General features: G+C 55.5%; 18 protein-coding genes and 1 tRNA gene. 13 read left to right on the top strand and 6 right to left on the bottom strand.

Going from position 1 to position 18,821, the window contains the following annotated elements; all coding sequences use genetic code 11:
• Window positions 1–3: 3 nt before the first annotated feature.
• Genes QXG22_02735 through rpsJ form a run of 9 tightly spaced genes read left to right on the top strand, consistent with a single transcriptional unit; the run spans window position 4 to window position 10,565 of the window.
• Window positions 4–3,318 carry a DNA-directed RNA polymerase subunit B gene (locus QXG22_02735; protein MEM0358913.1) on the top strand — a complete coding sequence of 1,105 codons (3,315 nt, stop codon included), beginning with the start codon at window positions 4–6 and terminating at the stop codon, window positions 3,316–3,318.
• A gap of 11 nt (window positions 3,319–3,329) precedes the next feature.
• The gene (locus QXG22_02730) at window positions 3,330–5,948 is read left to right on the top strand and encodes a DNA-directed RNA polymerase subunit A' (GenBank protein ID MEM0358912.1); all 2,619 of its coding nucleotides are present in this window, start codon (window positions 3,330–3,332) and stop codon (window positions 5,946–5,948) included.
• Window positions 5,949–7,136, top strand: a complete 1,188-nt coding sequence (rpoA2, locus tag QXG22_02725) for a DNA-directed RNA polymerase subunit A'' (protein MEM0358911.1) — start codon at window positions 5,949–5,951, stop codon at window positions 7,134–7,136.
• Window positions 7,123–7,422: a 50S ribosomal protein L30e gene (locus QXG22_02720; protein ID MEM0358910.1), complete on the top strand. Its 300-nt coding sequence runs from the start codon at window positions 7,123–7,125 to the stop codon at window positions 7,420–7,422. The genes rpoA2 and QXG22_02720 overlap by 14 nt, the downstream gene beginning before the upstream one ends.
• Complete coding sequence (locus tag QXG22_02715) at window positions 7,419–7,841, top strand: NusA-like transcription termination signal-binding factor (GenBank protein ID MEM0358909.1); 423 nt, start codon at window positions 7,419–7,421, stop codon at window positions 7,839–7,841. The genes QXG22_02720 and QXG22_02715 overlap by 4 nt, the downstream gene beginning before the upstream one ends.
• 21 nt (window positions 7,842–7,862) lie before the next feature.
• Complete coding sequence (locus tag QXG22_02710; protein MEM0358908.1) at window positions 7,863–8,291, top strand: 30S ribosomal protein S12; 429 nt, start codon at window positions 7,863–7,865, stop codon at window positions 8,289–8,291.
• Window positions 8,292–8,298: 7 nt separating this feature from the next.
• Complete coding sequence (locus QXG22_02705) at window positions 8,299–8,904, top strand: 30S ribosomal protein S7 (protein ID MEM0358907.1); 606 nt, start codon at window positions 8,299–8,301, stop codon at window positions 8,902–8,904.
• Between the two features lie 49 nt (window positions 8,905–8,953).
• Complete coding sequence (tuf, locus tag QXG22_02700) at window positions 8,954–10,216, top strand: translation elongation factor EF-1 subunit alpha (protein ID MEM0358906.1); 1,263 nt, start codon at window positions 8,954–8,956, stop codon at window positions 10,214–10,216.
• Between the two features lie 40 nt (window positions 10,217–10,256).
• A complete protein-coding gene (rpsJ, locus tag QXG22_02695) occupies window positions 10,257–10,565 on the top strand; it encodes a 30S ribosomal protein S10 (protein ID MEM0358905.1) in 309 nt (102 codons plus the stop codon).
• On the opposite strand, the gene QXG22_02690 is transcribed toward rpsJ, so the two are convergent.
• From QXG22_02690 to QXG22_02680, 3 genes are read right to left on the bottom strand one after another with little or no spacing between them, the layout of a single operon-like run.
• Window positions 10,562–11,401 carry an ABC transporter permease gene (locus QXG22_02690; GenBank protein ID MEM0358904.1) on the bottom strand — a complete coding sequence of 280 codons (840 nt, stop codon included), beginning with the start codon at window positions 11,399–11,401 and terminating at the stop codon, window positions 10,562–10,564. The genes rpsJ and QXG22_02690 overlap by 4 nt on opposite strands.
• Window positions 11,383–12,375, bottom strand: a complete 993-nt coding sequence (locus tag QXG22_02685) for an ATP-binding cassette domain-containing protein (protein MEM0358903.1) — start codon at window positions 12,373–12,375, stop codon at window positions 11,383–11,385. Before QXG22_02685 ends, QXG22_02690 begins: the two co-directional genes overlap by 19 nt.
• A gap of 22 nt (window positions 12,376–12,397) precedes the next feature.
• Entirely contained in the window at window positions 12,398–12,733 is a 336-nt protein-coding gene (locus QXG22_02680; protein MEM0358902.1) for a hypothetical protein, read from the bottom strand.
• Window positions 12,734–12,805: 72 nt separating this feature from the next.
• Here QXG22_02680 and QXG22_02675 point away from each other — a divergent pair.
• Window positions 12,806–12,890 (top strand) — tRNA-Ser (locus QXG22_02675).
• Between the two features lie 92 nt (window positions 12,891–12,982).
• Here the strand turns inward: QXG22_02675 and QXG22_02670 are convergent.
• On the bottom strand, window positions 12,983–14,125 hold the full coding sequence (locus QXG22_02670; protein MEM0358901.1) for a M23 family metallopeptidase: 1,143 nt from the start codon (window positions 14,123–14,125) through the stop codon (window positions 12,983–12,985).
• A gap of 140 nt (window positions 14,126–14,265) precedes the next feature.
• Complete coding sequence (locus tag QXG22_02665; GenBank protein MEM0358900.1) at window positions 14,266–15,033, bottom strand: sulfide-dependent adenosine diphosphate thiazole synthase; 768 nt, start codon at window positions 15,031–15,033, stop codon at window positions 14,266–14,268.
• A 36-nt stretch (window positions 15,034–15,069) separates the two neighbouring features.
• Here QXG22_02665 and QXG22_02660 point away from each other — a divergent pair, with 36 nt between their 5' ends.
• The 3 genes from QXG22_02660 (at window position 15,070) to QXG22_02650 (ending at window position 17,324) form a co-directional block, all read left to right on the top strand.
• The gene (locus QXG22_02660; GenBank protein MEM0358899.1) at window positions 15,070–15,432 is read left to right on the top strand and encodes a DUF192 domain-containing protein; all 363 of its coding nucleotides are present in this window, start codon (window positions 15,070–15,072) and stop codon (window positions 15,430–15,432) included.
• 14 nt (window positions 15,433–15,446) lie between these two features.
• Window positions 15,447–16,574 (top strand): DUF1464 family protein, encoded by a 1,128-nt coding sequence (locus QXG22_02655; protein MEM0358898.1) that lies wholly within the window; start codon window positions 15,447–15,449, stop codon window positions 16,572–16,574.
• A gap of 327 nt (window positions 16,575–16,901) precedes the next feature.
• Window positions 16,902–17,324 (top strand): archease, encoded by a 423-nt coding sequence (locus QXG22_02650; protein MEM0358897.1) that lies wholly within the window; start codon window positions 16,902–16,904, stop codon window positions 17,322–17,324.
• On the opposite strand, the gene QXG22_02645 is transcribed toward QXG22_02650, so the two are convergent.
• On the bottom strand, window positions 17,321–18,820 hold the full coding sequence (locus tag QXG22_02645; GenBank protein ID MEM0358896.1) for an FGGY-family carbohydrate kinase: 1,500 nt from the start codon (window positions 18,818–18,820) through the stop codon (window positions 17,321–17,323). The two genes, QXG22_02650 and QXG22_02645, sit on opposite strands and share 4 nt — an antisense overlap.
• Window position 18,821 lies beyond the last annotated feature (1 nt).

Genomic DNA, 18,821 nt, shown 5'->3' with positions numbered 1-18,821 from the left:
GCCATGTTAAAGGACAGATGGGTATTGGTGGAAGCCTTCCTTAAAGAAAGGGGATTGGTTAGACAACATTTGGATTCCTATAACGACTTCATCAAGAATGGGCTCCAGCGGGTTATAGACGACGTAGGGGGGATAGACCTTGACATCGAGGGAACCTACGTGGAATTCGGGAAGATCACGGTGGGGACTCCCTGGTTTAGGGAGGCCGATGGGTCTCATGCCAGGTTTCCCGACGTCACCCCTGCCATAGCTAGGATACGCAACATGAGTTACCTGGCTCCCCTCTTCCTCGAAATGAGCATTGTCTACAAAGGACAGAGGGGACCCCCACAGAGGGTGATGATTGGGGAGATTCCGGTGATGCTGAAGTCCGAAATATGCGTGCTTTATGGGAGGACGGATGAGGAGCTCATCGCCATGGGGGAGGATCCCATGGATCCCGGAGGTTACTTCATCATCAACGGCTCTGAAAGGGTTATCGTGATCCAGGACGATCTGGCCACGAACTCCATCCTAGTGGAAAGGGATGAGAGACAGGGAGTAGAGGTTGCAAAGGTTTTCTCGAGCCGCAGGGGTTTCAGGGCTTTGGTGGTAGTGGAGAGGAAGAGGGATGGACTGATAAGGGTGTCCTTCCCCGCGGTACCTGGACAGCTCCCCTTCGTGGTGGTGATGAGGGCCTTGGGATTGGTGAAGGATAAGGACATCGTGGAGGCGGTTTCCGATGATCCCGAGATCATAAGGGAACTCTTCGAGAACCTGCAGGAGGGTGCGGAGATCAAAACGGAGAAGGATGCGCTCGACATCATAGGGAAGAGGGTGGCCATAGGGCAGGTAAAGAGTTACAGACTCCAGAGGGCCCAAGAAGTCCTGGATAAATACCTCCTCCCCCACATAGGCACCTCTCCCGAGGACAGACTGGCTAAGGCCTACTTCCTCGGTAGCATGGTGGAGAGAGTGATAGAACTCTCGCTGGGTAGAAGGGAGGTGGATGACAAGGACCACTACGGAAACAAACGTCTGAAGCTCAGCGGTGAGATGCTTGAGAACATCTTCAGGGTGGCCCTTCTAAACCTCATCAAGGATATCAAATACCAGCTGGAGCGCTCCCATTCCAGGGGCAGGGAGCTCAACCTGAGGACGGCGGCTAGGGCGGATCTCCTCACCGAGCAGATCAGGCATACCTTGGCCACGGGGAACTGGCCTGGTGGTAGGACGGGGGTCAGTCAGCTCCTGGACAGGACCAACTACATCTCCACCCTCTCGCACCTCCGCAGGATCGTCTCCCCCCTGAGCAGGAGCCAGCCCCACTTCGAGGCCAGGGACCTGCATCCCACCCACTGGGGTAAGATATGTCCTTCTGAAACTCCGGAAGGACCAAACTGTGGATTGGTCAAGAACCTCGCCCTCACGGCAGAGATCTCCACTGGTGCCGATGAAGAGGAAGTGGAGAAGGCCCTCTACAAGATGGGGGTAACCCCCATCAGGAAGGGAGGAGAGCGGAGCGGTAGGGTGGTGGTCCTCCTGAACGGGAGGGTGGTGGGTACGGTGGAAGATGGGGAAAAGCTGGCGAGGGAGATAAGGGAGAGGAGGAGGAGGGGTGAACTCAGCGACCAGGTAAATGTTAGGTTCAAGAAGGACACAAAGGAGGTAGCCGTTTGGTGTGACCACGGAAGGGTGAGGAGACCACTGATTGTGGTGAAGGATGGCAAACCCTTGGTTACGGACCAGCACCTGGAAATGCTCAAGAGCGGGAGGATGACTTGGGGGGATCTCGTCAGGATGGGGGTGGTGGAATACTTGGATGCGGACGAGGAAGAGAACACTTATGTGGCGATAAATCCCGAAGAGCTCACTCCCGCCCACACCCACCTCGAGCTCCATCCCTTGGTTATCCTGGGAGTAAGTGCTTCCCTCATTCCCTACGCGGAGCACAACCAGTCACCACGCAATACCTATGGAGCTAACATGGCCAAACAGGCGCTGGGTGTTTTCTCCACCGCCATGCATACGAGAACGGACACTCATTCCTATTTCCTCCACTATCCCCAGCGTCCCTTGGTGGGAACGAAGGTAATGGAAATTGTGGGATTGAGGAAGAGGCCCAGCGGACAGAACTTGGTGGTGGCAATAGCCTGTTATGGTGGTTACAACATGGAAGATGCCATCATCGTGAACAGGGATTCAATAGACAGGGGGTTGGGGAGGAGCACCTCCTTTACCATTTACGAGGCCGAAGAGGGCAGGTACTCTGGGGGACAGAAGGATAAGTTCGAAATACCAAGCGAGGAAATAAGAGGTTATTCCGATGCTTCCCACTACGCCCAGTTGGGAGAGGAAGGAATAGTGGAAGTGGAGTCGAGGCTCAGGGTGGAGGATGTGGTCATAGGAAGGACCAGTCCTCCGAGGTTCTTTGAAGAAACGGACGAATTCGGGGTGAAAATGGAGATGGGGAGGAGGGAGAGCTCCGTGAGGATAAAGCCTGGGGAAGAAGGAATAGCCGACATGGTTTACTTGGTGATGACGGCGGAGGGGAACAGAGCGGCCAGAGTGAGGGTTAGGAGCCTCAGGATTCCGGAGCTGGGTGACAAGTTTGCTTCAAGGCACGGGCAGAAGGGGGTAGTGGGGCTGATCATGGATGGGGCGGACATGCCCTTTACCGAGAACGGTATAGTACCCGATCTCATCATCAATCCGCACGCCATTCCCTCCAGGATGTCTATAGGGCAGTTGCTCGAGATGGTTGCAGGAAAAGCCGGAGCCCTAGCGGGAAGGGAGATAGACGGCACGACCTTTGAAGGAGAACCCGAGGAAAGGATAAGGAAAATACTTTTGGAGTGCGGCTTCAGTCCCGCCGGGAAGGAGGTAATGTACAACGGAATGACGGGCGAGATGATCCCTGCGGAGATCTTCATAGGTGTGTGTTATTATCAGAAACTCCATCACATGGCAGCGGACAAAATCCACGTGAGGTCCAGAGGACCCGTCCAGGTGCTTACCCACCAGCCCACGGAAGGAAGGGCGAGGGAAGGAGGGCTGAGGTTTGGGGAAATGGAGAGGGACTGCCTCATAGGGTATGGGGCAGCCAGGTTACTCAGGGATAGACTGCTGGAGAGCTCGGACAAGTTCGATGCCCTGATCTGCGGAAGATGCGGACATTTCGCCGTCCACGACAAGAAGAGGAACAGGATTTACTGTCCGTTCTGCGAAGAGGAGTCGGAGATTTACACGGTGGAGATGCCCTATGCCTTCAAACTGCTTTTGGATGAGCTGAGGTCCTTGTGTTTGGACACCCGCATAAAGCTGCGGGACAAGGCTTGAGGGGGGAAGAGATGAGACCGCAGAGGGCAATAGAGAGCATCCAATTTTCCCTGCTTTCTCCTGATGAGATAAGGAAGATGTCGGTTACCAGGATAGTCACCGCCGACACCTACGATGAGGACGGTTTTCCCATCGAGAGGGGGCTGATGGATAGGAGGCTCGGAGTGGTAGAGCCAGGACTGACCTGTAAGACCTGTGGGGGAGGTCCGAAGGAATGTCCCGGTCATTTCGGACACATAGAACTGGCCAGGCCCGTTATCCATGTGAACTATGTGGAAACCATTTTCGATCTCCTCCAGTCCACTTGCAGGAAGTGCGGAAGGATCCTTTTGAAGGAGGAGGAGAGGGAGAAGTTCCTGCAAGAAATGGAGGAAAAGGAGGAGTGGTGGAAAGTTTCTGAGAAAGCCGTACAGGCGGCTAGGGGAAGGAAGGAGTGTCCCCACTGCGGGGAAAAACAGGAGGAAGTGAAGTTCGAGAAGCCTTTCACCTTCGTGGAGGGGAAGGGAAGACTCACCCCTTCGGACATAAGGGCAAGATTGGAAAGGATAAGGAACGAGGACCTAAAGCTTTTGGGCATCAATCCTTCCATCAGACCGGAATGGATGGTCCTACAGGTGCTTTTGGTCCCACCCGTCACCGTGAGGCCCAGCATCACGCTTGAGACTGGAGTGAGATCGGAGGACGATCTCACCCATAAGCTCGTGGACATCATAAGGATCAACCAGAGACTGGCGGAGAACATGGAGGCGGGTGCCCCCCATCTCATCGTGGAAGACCTGTGGGAGCTCCTCCAGTACCATGTGGCCACCTACTTCTCCAACGAGATTTCCGGAGTTCCACCAGCCAGGCACAGATCTGGAAGGGTCCTCCGTACCCTGGGGCAGAGACTGAAGGGAAAGGAAGGGAGGTTCAGGGGGAACCTTTCCGGGAAGAGGGTAGATTTTTCCGCGAGGGCAGTGATTTCACCCGATCCTTGCTTGAAGTTCGACGAGGTGGGCGTGCCGGAGTACGTGGCTAGGGTTCTCACGGTTAGGACCAGGGTGACTACTTTCAACCTGGAGGAAATGCGCGAGCTGGTGAGGAGGGGGGTGGAGAAATATCCTGGGGCCCAGTGGGTAATAAGCCCGGATGGTAAAAGGTACGACCTCCGATACGCGGATAGGGAGGAGCTGGCCCAGAAGCTGGAACCAGGATACATAGTGGAGAGGAACCTGAGGGATGGCGACATCGTGCTCTTCAACCGTCAGCCTTCCCTTCACAGGATGTCCATCATGGCCCACAAAGTGAGGGTGATGCCGGGCCTGACCTTCAGATTGAACCTCTGCGTCTGTCCCCTGTACAATGCAGACTTTGATGGGGACGAGATGAACCTCCACGTACCCCAGAGCGAGGAGGCCCAAGTGGAGGCCATGATCCTCATGGCGGTACAGAACCAGATCATCTCTCCAAGATTCGGAGGACCCATCATAGGTGGCATCCAGGATCACATAACGGGTGCCTACCTACTCACCAGGAAGGAGACCCTGCTGGACAGGGAAAAGGCCTGTCAGCTCCTCCTTCAGGCGGGGGTAGAACCGATCCTTCCCGAACCTGCGGTGAGGAGGGAGGGAAAGGAATACTGGACGGGCAAGCAGATCTTCAGCATCCTTCTGCCCAAGGATTTCAACCTCACCTATCGGGCAAAGATATGTGAGGGTTGTTCGAAATGCAAGGAAAAGGAATGCGAGAAGGAGGCCTATGTGGTAATAGAGAAGGGAGAGCTCAAGTATGGGGTGATCGATGCCCATGCCTACAAGGCCCTCGATAAATGTGAACTCTGGGACAGACTCACCAAGGAGTACGGGGTGGAAAGGGCGTCCGAGTTCCTCAACCAGGTGACCAGACTCTCCATAGCCGCCGCCACGATGCTGGGATTCACCACCAGCATAGAGGACGAGGATATTCCCCTCATAGCCAAGGAGAGGATAGAGGAGAAAATAGAGGAGGCCAAGAAGAAGGTCCAGCAGCTCATAGAGATATACGAGAAAGAAGAGCTGGAACCCCTACCCGGGAGGTCGATGAGGGAGACCCTGGAAATGAGGATCATGGAGGTCCTGGCCGAGGTCAGGGATGAGGCGGGAGAAGTAGCCGAGAAACATCTCACCCTTTCCAATCCTGCCGTCATCATGGCCAGAACGGGTGCAAGGGGAAGCATGCTCAACCTCACCCAGATGGCAGCCTGCGTGGGACAGCAGTCGGTAAGGGGTGAAAGGCTCAACCGCGGATATACCAACAGGGTGCTCATACACTTCAAGCCCGGGGACCTGGGAGCTGAGGCCAGGGGATTCGTGAGTTCGAGCTACAAGGATGGGCTTAAACCGAAGGAGTTCTTCTTCCATGCCATGGGTGGTAGGGAGGGATTGGTGGATACGGCCGTGAGGACGGCCCAGAGTGGTTACATGCAGCGCAGGTTGATAAATGCGTTGCAGGACCTTCACGTGGAGTACGATGGGACGGTCAGGGATGACAGGGGAGCCATCGTGCAGTTCCTCTACGGGGAGGACGGGGCCGACCCCATGAGGACGGATAACGGAAAGGCCGTGAGGGTGGATAGACTAGTGGAGAGAATAGTGGGGGTGAAGGTGGAGTAAATGGTGGGAGTTTCCCCAGAAACCATCAAGTCCGAAGTTAGGAAGTTGGAAGGGGAAGTACCCCCCGCCATCATAGAGGAGCTCGAGCACACCCTCTTGAAGGTGAGCAAGGAAAAAGCCATAACTACGGAAACCCTTCAGCAGGTCATAGAGGCGGTGAAGGAGGCCTATCTTTCTTCCCTGGTGGAGCCTGGAGAGGCGGTAGGAACGGTGGCGGCACAGTCTATTGGGGAGCCTGGTACTCAGATGACCCTTCGTACCTTCCACTATGCTGGAGTGGCGGAATTGAACGTTACTCTGGGTTTGCCCAGACTCATAGAGATCCTGGACACTAGGAGGACTCCCTCGGCTGCCTTGATGACGGTCTACTTAGAGCCTCCTTATTCCAAAGACAAGGAAAAGGCCAAGGCCCTTGCCCAGGAGATTGAGATGACTACGGTGGAAGACATCATTTCCGAAATGGAAACGGACCTCATCAACATGCAGCTCTTACTTTCCCTGAACCGCTCCAGGCTTCGTCAGAGGAATCTCACTCCCAGTAAGGTGGCGGAAATCCTCTCCCAAGAATTGGGACCAAAGGTGAAGATAAACATGGATGAAAACAAAATCAGGATAAGGATGGGTGAGGAAGAAGGTCTTTCCGAACTACGTAGGTTGGCGGCCAGGGTGAGGAAACTCAGGCTGAAGGGCATCAGGGACATCACAAAGGTGGTGGTGAAGAAGGAGGGAGAAGAGTATGTGATATACACGGAAGGATCCAACTTCGCAGAGGTCCTGAAGATAGAAGGAGTGGACAAGAGGAGGACCGTAACCAATAACATTCGGGAAATAGAAGAAATCTTGGGGATAGAGGCGGCTAGAAATGCCTTGATAAAGGAGATGATGGAAACTTTGAAGGAGCAGGGGCTGGAAGTGGATATAAGGCACATCATGCTGGTGGCGGATATGATGACGGCCAAGGGTGAAGTAAGGCAAATAGGCAGACACGGGGTAAGTGGGGAGAAGGCCAGTGTGCTTGCTAGGGCGGCCTTTGAAATCACCCTCAAACATCTGTTGGAGGCCAGCTTGAGGGGAGAAGTGGACAGGTTGAGGGGAGTAACGGAGAGTATCATTACGGGGAATCCCATTCCGCTGGGGACTGGTGCAGTACGTCTAGTGATGCAAGGTGGTAAAAGTGAACATAAATGAAGAGATAAGAAAGGCGGTGGAGAGCGGGAAGGTAATCTTGGGAACGGATCGTTCTCTGAAACTTCTTAGGGCGGGAAAGGTAAAGATGGTCATAGTAGCTTCCAACTGTCCGGATAAAGTGAAGAAGGAAGTCGAATACCTTTCAAAGCTTTTCGGCGTTCCCCTCTTTCGGTATCCCGGAAACAGCGTGGAGCTGGGAACGGCAGTGGGAAGACCTTTCTCCGTGAACGTGTGTTCGGTGTTGGATCCCGGCAATTCCAACATTCTCTCCACGGTGGTGGGTTGAGCATCACTCTAAGCGAGGAAGAAATGAGGTACATGTCACTCTTGGAAATGGTGAGTGGGGTGAGGGCCAGGGACTGTCTTCTGAGCGAGGACAAGTTGATCTTTTTGGTAGAAAAGGAACTGGTGGGTCTTTGCGTGGGAAAGAACGGATGTCACATAAAGAAGCTCAGGAAACTCTTGGGAAAGGAAATAGAAGTGGTGGGATATTCTGAGGATCCCGAAGAGTTCCTCAGAATCCTCTTCTCCCCGGCCCAGATAAACTCCCTGACTTTTATAGAGGAAAATGGAAAAAAAGTGGCGGTTCTTGAAGTGAGACAGCAGGACAAGGGTTTGGCCATCGGTAAAGGAGGTGTTAGGCTCAAGAAGGCGAAGTTGTTGGCACAAAGGAATTGTGGCTTACATAACATAATAATAAAATGAAGGAGCCTCAGAGGGGATGATATGGGAAAGGGAGAGTTTGCGGCTAGGAAGCTCCGTTCCGACAGACAGAGGTTCAGGTGGAAGGATTCGGAGTACAAAAGGAGGATGCTCATGCTGGACAAGAAAGCTGACCCGCTCGAAGGGGCCCCGCAAGCTAGGGCCATCGTGCTCGAGAAGGTGGGGGTGGAGGCAAAACAGCCCAACTCCGCCATCAGGAAGTGCGTGAGGGTTCAAATAGTGAAGAATGGGAGACAGGTAACTGCCTTCGCGCCCGGTGATGGGGCGATTGGATTCATCGATGAACACGATGAGGTGATCATAGAAGGAATAGGGGGGGCCCAAGGGGGTCCCAAGGGTGACATTCCTGGGGTGAGATACAAGGTGGTGAAGGTGAACGGAGTTTCTTTGAAGGAATTGGTGAAGGGGAGGAAGGAAAAACCCACGAGGTGAGAACTTGGTGGAATTTAAGTACTTTGGGAAGTGGTCGGCAGAGGGGGTGGAGATAAAGGATCCTGGCATGAAGAAATATCTCAGGTTACAACCCACTCTTTCCCTTTCTTCCGGTGGAAGGCATGCCTCCAAGCCCTTGGGAAAGGCAGAAGTGCCCATCGTTGAGCGTTTGATCAACAAGATCATGAGGTCAGGGCCAGGGGCCAAAAAGATAGGGGGGAGGGTGATAAGGGGGGCCGGGGCATGCGGGAAGAAGCACAAGGCCTACAATATCGTGAAGAGAGCTTTTGAAATCATAGAAGAGAGGACGGGAAAGAATCCCTTACAGGTCTTAGTGGATGCCATCCATTACGCCGCACCCAGGGAGGAAACGACCAGGATTACCTATGGTGGTATCACCTACCATGTGGCGGTAGATGCTTCTCCCGCCAGGGGTATTGATGTGGCCTTGATGAACATAGCGGCGGGTGCCTTTGCAGCCTCCTTCCGCAACAAGAAACCCATAGAGGAATGTTTGGCCGAGGAGATCATTTTGGCTTCTCAATACGATTCCAGAAGTTATGCGGTGGCCAGAAAGGAAGAAATAGAGAGGATAGCGGAAAAAGCCAGGTGACGCAAAAAGATTTAAATTCGGGAAAACAATCGAGACTAAGGTCGGGAAAATGGCCAAACCACACTTGAACTTGGTGACGATGGGGCACGTGGACCATGGCAAGTCCACCCTGCTAGGCAGATTGCTCTTCGAAACGGGGGAAGTGAAGGAAGATGAGATCAAGAAGTTCGAGGCGATGGGTGACAAGGGAAAAACCTTCAAGTTCGCTTGGGTTTTTGATGATCTCAAGGAAGAGAGGGAACGGGGTCTTACCATAGACCTGGCCCACAGGAAGTTCGAAACCAACAAGTATTACTTCACCTTGATAGATGCCCCAGGGCACAGGGACTTCGTCAAGAACATGATCACGGGGGCGAGCCAAGCGGATGCTGGCATCCTGGTGGTGGCGGCCGACGATGGGATCATGCCCCAGACGAGGGAGCATGCCGCCCTAGCCTTCACGCTGGGAGTGAACCAGCTGGTGGTGGCGATCAACAAAATGGATCTGGTCGATTACAAGAAAGAAGTTTACGAGAAGTTGAAATCAGAAATCATGGAAATGTTGAGGGTGGTAGGTTACAGGAACGCGGACAAGTTCCCCTTTGTCCCCGTGGCTGCTTTCTATGGAGAGAACGTGACGAAGCCCAGCAGCAAGATGAGCTGGTATAGTGGTCCCACCATCTTGGAGGCCTTGGATACCTTCAGCCTCCCACCCAAGCCCATAGACAAGCCCCTCAGGATCCCCATCCAGGATGTGTATTCCATCACTGGAGTGGGAACGGTGCCCGTGGGAAGGGTGGAGACGGGAGTGCTAAAGACGGGTGACACGGTCGTGTTTGAACCCTCCGGGAAGACAGGTGAAGTAAAATCCATAGAGATGCACCACGAGCCCATTCCCAAGGCAGAGCCTGGAGACAACATCGGGTTCAACGTTAGGGGAATAGCGAAGAACGAGATCAAGAGGGGTGATGTTGCCGGTCTTCCGAATGCACCTCCAACGGTGGTGAGTGAGTTCACCGCTAGGATCGCCGTTCTACAGCATCCCACCGCCATAGCGGCGGGTTACACACCGGTTTTCCACGTTCACACCGCCCAAGTGGCTTGCCAGATCACGGAGATCATCAACAAGCTGGACCCCAAGACTGGTGCCGTCTTGGAGGATCACCCGCAGTTCATAAAGAGGGGGGACATGGCCACCATCAAGGTGAGGCCCACGAAACCCCTGGTGATAGAGAAGGTTTCGGACATACCACAGCTCGCCAGGTTTGCCATCCGTGACATGGGTATGACCATCGCGGCCGGTGTGTGTATCGATGTGGTAAAGGCCAAGTGAACCTTTTTTATCCGGTGGAGGAAGGTGAGGGGGTGCGAAGATGCAGCAGGCCAAGATTCACCTTTCGAGTACGGATCACAAGAAGCTGGATGAAATCTGCGCTCAGATCAAGGACATAGCCCAGCGTACTGGAGTGAGCATTTCCGGGCCCATTCCCCTCCCCACGAAAAGGATAGTGATACCCGTGAAGAAATCTCCGGATGGGGAGGGAACGGCCACTTGGGACAAGTGGGAGCTCAGGATCCACAAGAGGCTCATCCACATGAGTGCCGATGAAAGGGCGATGCGTCAGCTCATGCGCCTACAGGTCCCCCAGGACGTTCACATCAAGATAGAGCTCAAGGGTTAGCGGGAAAGGTATTTTTTGGCAAGGTAGATGCTGAGGGAAGAAATGAACAAACAGAAGAGACCCAGGTAGGTCAGGTCTTTGAGAAGGGCATTGAGGTCCAGTTCGTAAATGGTGAACTGTCTGAGGGCGTCGTTGGTGTAGGAGAGGGGATTAAAACTCGCCACCGTTTTGAGCCATCCGGGCATGAGCTCCAGAGGGAAGAAGACGTTGGAGGCGAACATGAGGGGCATGACCAAGAGGTTCACCATCGCCATCGGCGTTTCCCATCGGGTGGATCTGAGGGCCAGCATGAGGAAAAGGGAAGAAAAGGTCACGCATACCATGAAGGTTACCAGGAGGACCCCGAGCAGGTAAAGGGGATGAAAGCCCGGTCCCGTTTGGAGGCCTAGGGCAAAGGCTGCAGACAGAATGATGAGGACCTGGAAGGAGGAGCGCAGGGTGGCGTAGAAGACCTTAGCGAAAACCACGGAGACCCTGGAGACGGGGGTGCTCAAGACCTTGTTGAGGAAGCCCAGCCTGCGATCCCAGATGATGGAGAAGCCCGTGAACATCGTGGTGAAGAGACAGGTGACGGCTATCATGCCTATAGCCATGAAGGAGAAGTAATCTGCGGTTCCGAAGGAGCGGAGCATGAGCTGTCTTGCCAAGTCGGGCGGTAACCCCCCTCCGAAAACGGCCTCTAGGTTCATGGCCTTTCCCAAGAAGATCATCCAGATGAGGGGCTGGAGGATGGTGATGAGGAGGAGGAGAGGTTCCTTGTACCATTTCTTCAGCTCCCTGTGGGTAAGGGCAAGGAAGCCTTGGAGGGGTCTTCCCTTCATCTCCTGGCTCTCCATAGGGTAATCCTCTGCCTGAGGTTCTCCTCCGGCTTTTCTTCCTGGTCCCTGAAGGATCTTCCGGTCTTTTCCAAATAGACTTCGTTTAAAGTGGGTTTCGTGAGGGAAAGTCGTTTGACCGTCAGCCTCCTTTCCCCCAGGGCCTTGAGGAGGAGGGGGGCAACGCTCTCCCCTTTGTTCACCTTTATCCTGTACTCCGTTCCTTCCTTCTTCACTTCCTTCACCCCATCTATCTCCCCGAGTACTTCCTCCACGCCTTCACCTTCGCATTCCAGCGTCAGGAGGTCTCCTCCCAGTGAGTCCTTAAGTTCCGAAGGACTTCCCTCTCCCACGATCTTCCCGTGGTCGATGATGGCGATACGATCGCAGAGATGATCTGCCTCCTCCAAGTAATGGGTGGTGAGGAAAATCGTCATCCCAAAGGTTTCCCTGAGATAGAGGATGTACCTCCAGATGGAAGTTCTGGTCTGAACGTCAAGTCCCAGCGTGGGTTCGTCCAAGAAGAGCACCTTCGGGCGGTTGATGAGCCCGCAGGCCAACTCCAGCCTCCTCCTCATCCCACCGGAGTAGGTCTCCACCCTCTTGTCCTTGAAGGGTTCCAGCTGTACCAGGGAGAGAAGTTCGAGGGCCCTTCTTCTCGCTTCTTCCTTCGGGAGCCCGTAGAGATCCGCACAGAGCATCACGTTTTCATACCCGGTGAGATCCTCGTCTGCGGTATACTCCTGGGGCACCACTCCTATGGATCTCCTCACCTTTTCCGGTTCCCTAACCACATCGTAACCGCATACCTCAGCCCTTCCACTGGTGGGTTTGAGGACGGTGGTGAGCATGTGGATGGTGGTGGTTTTTCCAGCCCCGTTGGGTCCAAGAAAGCCGAAGATCTCCCCTTCCCTCACCCGGAAGGTGATGTGGTCGACGGCAGTAAAACCGTTGAAAACTTTCGTGAGACCCTCCGCCTTGATCACATCTCCCATCTTCTCCTTCCCTTTCCTGGATTCATTCCTTCGGAGCTTGACGTGCCGCCTTCTTCACCTCTATGAGTTTCAGATCTTTCGAAGCTTCTTCCATGATCTTCTGGATTCTGTGACTCAAGTACCAACATTCACCTCCGCAGATCAGTAGCACCACCCCTAGGATCAGGACTATCAGAACCGCCGAATTCAGGGTGTTTTGCACACCTTCGGCCTCCGTTCCCAGCTCGGAGAGTTCCTGGCTTGCCCCTCCCAGGTAGGCGTCCACACCTAGGAGAACGACTCCCAATCCCACATACACAAGGGCTAAGAGCTCCAGATACCAGGCCAGCTTTGGTATTTCCCCCAACTCCGCTTCCATCATTTTCAGATGGTACTGACTCAAAAAAGGAGTTTTCGTCAACTCTATACCTTCCCGCTCCCAGATTTTCTTGCCGGGGTAGCCAAGCCAGGTAAGGCGCACGCCTTGAGAGCGTGTGACCCTTTGGGTCTCGAGGGTTCAAATCCCTCCCCCGGCGCCTCAAAGGGCCGGAGTCATGCCCTCACCTCCCAGCTTTCCCGTTCGCGTGGGAACAAGCAGACGAATGTAAAACCGTGGCAGCCTCCACCACTACCTGGTGTAGATCAGCGCCCTTTGGGTAAAGGAGGGATTTTGAACGTTGCCCTGAAAGACCTCAACCCTGATCTTTTCTTCGTCCATCATCTCCACCAATAGAGTACACGTGGTTTCTGGCAGGGGTGCGAGGTTCTCCTCCCTCACGGGTGAAAGCCTGTAGACGATCCTTCCGCTGTTCACGCCCACGTTCTTGAAGTCCGGGGCATTCCCCTCCACCCTAGAGAGGGGGGGAAGCCATGAGGGAAAGCCAAATGCTTCGAGGAACTTCCAACCCAAACTTATCCTCAACTGCCGAGGGTCGTAAACATCGTAACCGAAGGAGAGGTAGTTCTGGTACCCGTTTTCACCGGTGCATCCATCCGTCCCCTCCAGGAACCAGTTTCCGGAGAGCTTTCCCCTGAGATCGTAGTCGCATTCACCGCCGCGCGGTTCCGCTGTCCTTTTGACCTTTTCGTAGACCCTCTCCTGCAGGGAGGGCGAGAAGAGGTCCAAGGGGGAAATGGCGTGCTGCTGTGGCAGGGGATACTTTTCCGGGTGGATGAAGTTCAGCACCTCTCTGTCGTAGGCACCCATGTCCAGGCAGGCGCTCTGTCCCATGGCAGAAGACGTTTTCCCGATGATATCCCCCGCCTTCACCGGAACGTATACCTCGTTTGCGCGACCCTCCCTCAGGGGTGAGCCTATTTTGGCCAGCACTCCCTCGCTCAGCTCCGAGAGGTGGTAAAATGCCGTCATGAAGGTGTTGGTGTGCCTGAGATAGATGCCGTAATCCGGGAAGCCCGCCCAGTACGTGAAGATGATTTTCGTGATCACACCGTCCGCGGGTGCCCTGACGGGCTTTGAGAAACCGTCTTCGGGGAAACCCAAGTCCTTCCTGGCAAGTACCCAATAGGTGTGCGAGGTGGGGATGGGATGGCCGATGGTGCCTATCTTTCCGATCGGCACTATTTCTTCGATGTATTCGAGTTCTACTGGCACAACGGTGTAGGTTACTCGACCCTCACCAAGCTCGGGGTGGGAACCCCAAAACTCGTTCTCCCTCTCCTCAAACGAAGGAGGGGCCCCCTCCATCCTCTCCCCACCGCGAAAGAAGGTGGTTGCCACCAGGAGCGAGAGGCAGACAAAAACCAGAAGCACCAGGATCTTTCTCAGCGAGGTCCCACCAACCACTCCAGTTGTCTTTGAGGATGAGACGGGCTCCCGGGTCTGTCCACCATCAGCTAGCGTCGTTTGTGCCGATATTTTAGTTTTGCTTGTTCGTGGGGCTTTCCCACCTCTCAGGTTAGCAGCTTTAGAGCGAGTTCCGCTGCCTTCTTTCCGGAGAGCAGCATCCCCCCGAACACCGGGCCCATGCGCGGGGAGCCGAACACGGCCCCGGCCGTCATCCCCGCCACCACCAGGCCAGGGTAGATCTCCCTCGTGTTCTCCACGATTTCCCTCTCGGCCACTTCAGCGTCCATGGGTCCCTCCCCCACGATCTTCCCGGTGGGGGTGGGGAACCTCACTCCTGGAAGCTTCCTCTCCAGCACCCTCGCGAGGAAGGCCTCGTGACCCGTGGCATCGATCACCACCTTGGCCTCCACCCCTATGGGGTCCACGTGCATCCTGGCCAGATTCACGGCCCTCCAGTTCAGGACTACCCCGCAGACCCTGGAGTTCTTCACCATCAGGTCCTCCACCTCCATCCCCACGAAGATCTTGGCACCTGCGTCGAGGGCGGAGGAGGTACACTTGGCCACCACCTCCACAGCATCGGCCGTCAGCAGAGAGCCCTCACCTTGGAGCTTCACCCCTACTTCCCGAAGCAGATCGGCGGCTTCCCTTTCCACCACCAGCTTGGGGAAGAGGATTCCCCCACCCCACATCCCTCCTCCCACCCAGAGGTTCTTCTCGAAGACAGCCACCTTCTTCCCCTCTTTGGCCAAATACCTCGCCGCGGTTAGACCTGCAGGTCCAGCACCTACCACTGCGACATCCAGCTTCAGGTTCTTCAGGAGTTCCCGGGAGAACTCCTCTATGATCTTGGCGGCGATCTCGGCCTCCATCCTTTTTTTTCCCTCCCCCCACTCCTTAAGGATTGTGTGTGGAAGCTGGGGGATGAGCGAATGAGGGTGGTGGATGAGGACACGGGTTATGTGCTGGCGGAAAAGGTGGAGGTGGTCGAGGGCTTCTGGAAGAGGCTGAGGGGTCAGATACTCAGGAAAGAACCTGCCACCCTCCTCTTCAAGGGAGGGAGCTTGCACGTCCACACCTGCCTGGTACGCTTTCCCTTGGACCTCCTCTTCCTAAAGGATGGCAGGGCGATCAAGGTGGTGAGGGGGATGAAGCCCTGGAGGTTCTGCTTGGCTCCCAAGGGTTCCGAGGTCCTGCTGGAGTTTCCTCCTGACACCCTTAAGAAGGGAGGGGTGAGGAGAGGGCATAGGATAAAACTAGAGAGAACCTAGAAAGTTTGAGTTCAATGGCGAGGGTGCTGGGGATAGATCCGGGGACCAAGAGCATGGACCTCTGCGGTCTGGAGGACGGGAGGGTGGTTTACGAGAGGTCACTGGACAACGCCGAGCTGGTGAAGAGACCCGGCCTCTTCAGGGAGGCGGTTGAGGAAGCTCTTCCCGTGGACCTCATCGCCGGACCCTCCGGATATGGGGTGGAGCTGACGAGGATAGAGGAGGTCCCCGAAGAAAGGTTCGAGCAGTGGTACTACAACTACATCCTCCTCACCAGCAAGGAGGAGGTTCTGAAGGCCATCGAGGAGGGGCTCTTCGGGGCGATCCTCTACAAGAACATGACCGAAGCATGCCTTTGGATGAGGAAGGAGAGACTTCCAGTGGTCTTCATACCTTCCGTAGTCGAGCTACCCACGGTTCCGGAGTTCAGAAAGGTCAACAAGCTGGACATGGGGACGGCGGACAAGATGGCGGTGGCGGTGCTGGGGGTCCACTGCCAGGCCTCTAGGTTGGGCATTCCCTATCGGGAGGTCTCCTTCATCCTGATAGAGCTGGGGTTCGGTTACAACGCGGTAATAGGGGTGGAGGGGGGAAGAATCGTGGACGGGATAGGGGGGACTACCTTTCCCGGAATAGGTTTTCTCACGGCTTCCTCCCTAGATGGGGAACTGGTGCAGATAGTGGGAAAGTGGGAAAGGGGAGATGTTTTCGTGGGGGGAGCGGCCACCATCACGGGGGAGATGGACCCCGAGAGGTTCGTTGAGGGAAAGGGGGAAAGGTTCGAGCTGGCCTTTGAGGCCATGATGGAAGGAATAGAGAAAGCCGTGGCTTCTATGAGGGTATCGGTGAAGGAACCCAGAGAGCTTCTGATTTCGGGGAGGCTCACTAGGATAAGGAGGATCAGGGAGGAACTGGAGCGCAGGTTGGGTGAGGTGAAGGAAGTGGGTGGGCTGGAGGGGGCGAAGCTCACCAAGGAAACGGCGCAGGGCTACGCGGTCGTGGCGGATGGATTGGCGGGCGGGAGGTTCAGGGAGCTGGTGGAATGGATGGGGATAGGAAAAGCGAAGGGAACGGCCCTGGACCACCTCTACCACCCCAAGGCCAGGGGAATCAGGGAAAGGTTCGTGAGGTTCAAGGGCTAACCTTACAGGGTATTTAGGAAAGGTTTAGAATTCGGGGCATGAAGTTGCAGTAAAGGTGCTGGGTTCGGGAAGAAGTGGGAGATGGTGGAACTCGGTGCTTAAGGTGGAGCGGTGAAACCTCCTCCTGAGCACGGCGGTTTTGGAAACATCGTGGTGAGAGGAAAGGTTCTGGTGATTTCCTGGATTTGCTTGTGCGCTAGCCCCGGGTTTGCTGCTGGGCCTTACCCTCCGTGTCCCGAGGGTTCTGGAAGGGAGTCTGGACGAGAGGCTGGATGGGAGGAAAAAAGCTACCGATGACCCTTTACCTTCTCTTTCCGAAGTGCAAGGATGAAGTTCGAGTGGGTGGAGCATCCCTCGGACATAGGCTTCAGGGCCTATGGAAAGGACCTGGGAGAGGCCTTCGAAAACGCTGCCCTTGCCCTCTTCGAGATCATGACGGATACGGGCAAGGTGGAACCCAGGGAGGAGGTGGAGGTGGAACTGGAGGCCGAGGACGAACAGGCCCTCCTTTACGACTGGCTCGATAGGCTCCTCTATTTCAGGGATGCGGAGGGTCTCCTCCTCTCGCGTTTCGAGGTGGAGGTGAGGGAGGAAGGGGAAAGATGGAGGTTGAGGGGAAGGGCCTGGGGGGAAAGATTCGATCCCAGCAAACACGAGGAAAGGACGGCGGTGAAGGCCATGACCTACCACCTCATGGAGATAAGGAAAGAAGGGGATAGGGTGGTGGTTCAGGCGGTGGTGGATATCTAGGTGTTGAGACGTTCGAAGACTTCCGAGAGTCTTCCCTGCATCCCTTTGAACTCCTCGTACATCCTGTCGTAGATTTCCCTTTTTTCTTCGGAGGGGAGGAACTCCCTTTCCACCTTCACGGATTTTTCGGCGGAGGGGAAATCCGTCTTCCCCAGTCCTACCCTGGCTATCGTGGCAGCCCCTACGGAGCCCACGTGGTGGGGGAAGGAAATCCTTTCCACCCTCTTTCCCATCACATCGGCGAAGATCTGGAGCCAGACCTCACTCTTGGCCCCCCCGCCGCAGGCCCTGAGGGAGGGAAGGGAGAGACCCATCCCCTCCACCACCTCCAGGATCCACCTCATGTGGTAGGCCACTCCTTCCATGATCGCCCTTATCAGGTGCCCTTTGGTATGCCCGAAGGTGAGGTTGAGGAAGGCCCCCCTTGCGGTGGATTGCGTGAAGGGACATCTCTCCCCCATCATCCAAGGAAGGAAGAGGAGCTTCTCGGATCCCGCCTCCACCCTTGCTGCGAGCTCATCCAAGAGCTGGTAGGGACCCTTTCCCTCCCTTTCCGCCCTTTCCCTTTCCTCCTTGGCTAGGTTTTCCCTGAACCACTTGAGACAGGCCCCGGCATTCTCCATTTCCCCTATGAGGAAAAACTTTGAGGGATCTGCGGAGCAGATGCTTCCCACTCCCGTGAGGTCGAAGAGGGGCTCCTCCACGTGGGCCCCTATCCAGGCGGAGGTGCCGATGTAGAGATGGGGACCTCCCGCCCCCACCGCCACGGCGGTGGCATCCCCGGATCCGCACACCACCTCCACCTTCCTCGGCAATCCCAACTCCCTGGAGGCCCTCTCCGTGAGGTTCCCCACCACCTCCGTGCTCCTCACCGGTTTGGAGAGCCTCTCCACCGAGAGGCCCATTTCCTCCACCAGCTCCTTTTCCCATTCCTTCTCCCTGAAGTTGAAAAGGCAGAAGAGGCTGGCACAGCTCCAGTCGGTGTAGAACTCACCCACGCACTTGTGTACCAGGTAGTCCTTGCTGTCTATGAAACGGGCCCTTTCGAAGATCTCGGGTTCCTCCTGCTTTATCCAAAGAATCTTAGGTGTGATGTCTTTGGCGGAAGTGGGGGGGATCACACCCCTCTCCAGCATGCCGAGCAGATCCAATCTTCCCATCAGCTCCTCGGCCTGGGCCTTGGCCCTAGTGTCCATCCAGAGGATGGCGGGTCTTAGGGGTCTGCCCTCCTCATCCACCGCCACCAGCGTGTACATCATGCTGTCGAAGACCAGGGCCTCCACTTCTTCAGGTTTTATTCCGGCGAGCTCCAGAACCCTCCTCGTGGTTTCCCTGACGGCCTTCCACCAGACTTCCGGATCCTGCTCCGCCCATCCGGGTCTGGGGTAGGAAACGGAGTATTCTTGGGTACAGTAGACCGTTATCCTCCCCTCCTCATCCACCAAGGCGGCCTTGTTCAGTTCCGTCCCGAGATCGTGTGCTAGGATGTATCCCAAA

It is taken from the genome of Candidatus Hadarchaeales archaeon (assembly GCA_038736355.1).
Classification (GTDB): Archaea; Hadarchaeota; Hadarchaeia; order Hadarchaeales; family WYZ-LMO6; genus WYZ-LMO6.
This window is presented reverse-complemented; position numbering and strand designations above follow the sequence as displayed.